Raw genomic sequence first — 1,935 nt, 5'->3', positions numbered from 1 at the left:
CAGATGGCGATGCTCGCCGAGCAGGCTCAAGCTCGGAAGGCCCGAGTGCAAACCCTCGTCGACAGGATCACCACTTATTTTGTCCCCGCAGTGATCGTTCTCTCGATCCTGGTCGGTGCGGGATGGATGCTTGCCGGAGCATCCTTCGAACGCGGCTTCGCGGTCGGAATCTCCGTGCTCATCATCGCATGCCCCTGCGCCCTCGGCCTCGCCACGCCGACCGCGCTTATGGTCGGCATCGGACGCGGGGCAAGCCTTGGAATTCTGGTGAAAGGCCAAGACGCACTTGAAGCAAGTGGCACGATCACCACTGTCGTTCTCGACAAGACAGGCACCCTCACGACCGGCACAATGATGGTCAGTAGCGTCGCTCCAGTAGCGGGGGTCGCAAAACATGAACTGCTGCGAATCGCGGCGTCCCTGGAGCAGGGTTCAGAACATGTCCTCGCCCGCGCCATCGTGTCGGCGGCGAAGAAACAGATTACCGATCTTGCACCGCCTCACGAATTTCAAGCAGTCCCGGGCAAGGGGGCTTCCGCGGTCATTGACGGTGAACGCGCCCACATTGGGAACTTGGCGTACATGCGAGACCACGACATTCGAATAGACAGGCACCTCGCTCCTGACACGGCTGGTTCGGTCCCTGAAACCGTCGCATTCGTCGCGCGCTCAGGGAGCCTTATCGGCACCATCGGGCTCACCGACACCATCAAGCCTGGCGCAAAGAAGGCTGTAAAGGCGTTGCACCGACAAGGGTTGACCACGGTTCTTCTCACCGGTGATAATCGTGCCGCTGGCGCGGATACCGCCGCGAAGCTTGGCATCGGTACCGTTCATAGTGAAGTGCTCCCTGCTCAGAAAGCAGATGTCGTACGTGCACTTCAAGCCCAGGGCGAACGTGTCGCCATGGTTGGCGACGGTATCAATGACGCCGTCGCGCTTGCCGCCGCAGATCTCGGGCTCGCTCTCGTCAACGGCACGGACATCGCGCTCAGGTCCGCTGACATCATCCTGGTCCGCGATGACCTGGCGGTCATCCCAGATGCGATCGCCTTATCAAGACGCACCCTCCGGACCATCCGAGTCAATCTTGGCTGGGCCTTCGGTTACAACATCGCCGCAATTCCAATCGCTGCCGCTGGCCTTCTCAACCCCCTCATCGCTGCAGGAGCAATGGCTCTCTCTTCTGTGCTCGTCGTTTACAACAGCCTCAGACTCCAGAACTTTCACCGGACACACTGACCCTCGCTGCAACCGCAGGATCCGACCTTCGAGCACCACTTTGCGAAACAGGAACCAACCCCACTAGAGTGTCTACTACAAGATGTAGAGATAATTTGGAGGGTAGTTGTTCACTGATCCGGCCGCGCAATGGAGCTTTACCATCCTGTTTTCTGCGCTTACCGCCTATTCAGCGCTCAGGGTATTCGTAGATTGGTCGCGGCCGCTTCAGGCGATCGGGCATGCACTCCACGCTGTAATGGCGGTCGACATGGCAGCCATGGCATGGCCGTGGTGGGCCGCGATTCCCGGTGCCCCGCAGCTGGTGTTCTTCATCACTGCCGCGGTCTGGTACGCGATCGTGCTGGTTCTCCAAGCGTCACGCCGGGTCTCTCGCCGCTTGCTTGGTGGGCACGGCGCGTGGCACCAGGCCGTGCATGTGGTCATGATGCTTGCGATGGTGTGGATGGTCGCTGTCATGGCCGATGCGGACCCGTCGGCGTCCGGACATGATCACTCTGCGCTGCCGGTCGATGCTGCACTTGCCGGTGTTGTTTTGACTGCGGGGCTGATCATTGCTGGTGCGATCTTCGTCGTGGAATTCGTCGGTTGTGTGCGGGGCGGAAAACGAATGTGGGTAGGTCACACCGGAGATGTCGGAGCGGGAGCACTGATGTGCCTCGGGATGGCAGCGATGTGCCTGCCAATGCTTGT

General features: G+C 60.3%; 2 protein-coding genes. Both read left to right on the top strand.

Annotation, left to right across the window (positions count from 1 at the left end; all coding sequences use genetic code 11):
- A partial coding sequence (locus ACQUSW_RS13705; protein WP_428932872.1) for a heavy metal translocating P-type ATPase occupies positions 1–1,242 on the top strand: 1,242 nt, incomplete at its 5' end.
- 106 nt (positions 1,243–1,348) lie between these two features.
- A partial coding sequence (locus ACQUSW_RS13700) for a DUF5134 domain-containing protein (protein ID WP_428932871.1) occupies positions 1,349–1,935 on the top strand: 587 nt, incomplete at its 3' end.

It is taken from the genome of Microbacterium luticellae (genome assembly GCF_050408645.1).
Lineage (GTDB): Bacteria > Actinomycetota > Actinomycetes > Actinomycetales > Microbacteriaceae > Microbacterium.
This window is presented reverse-complemented; position numbering and strand designations above follow the sequence as displayed.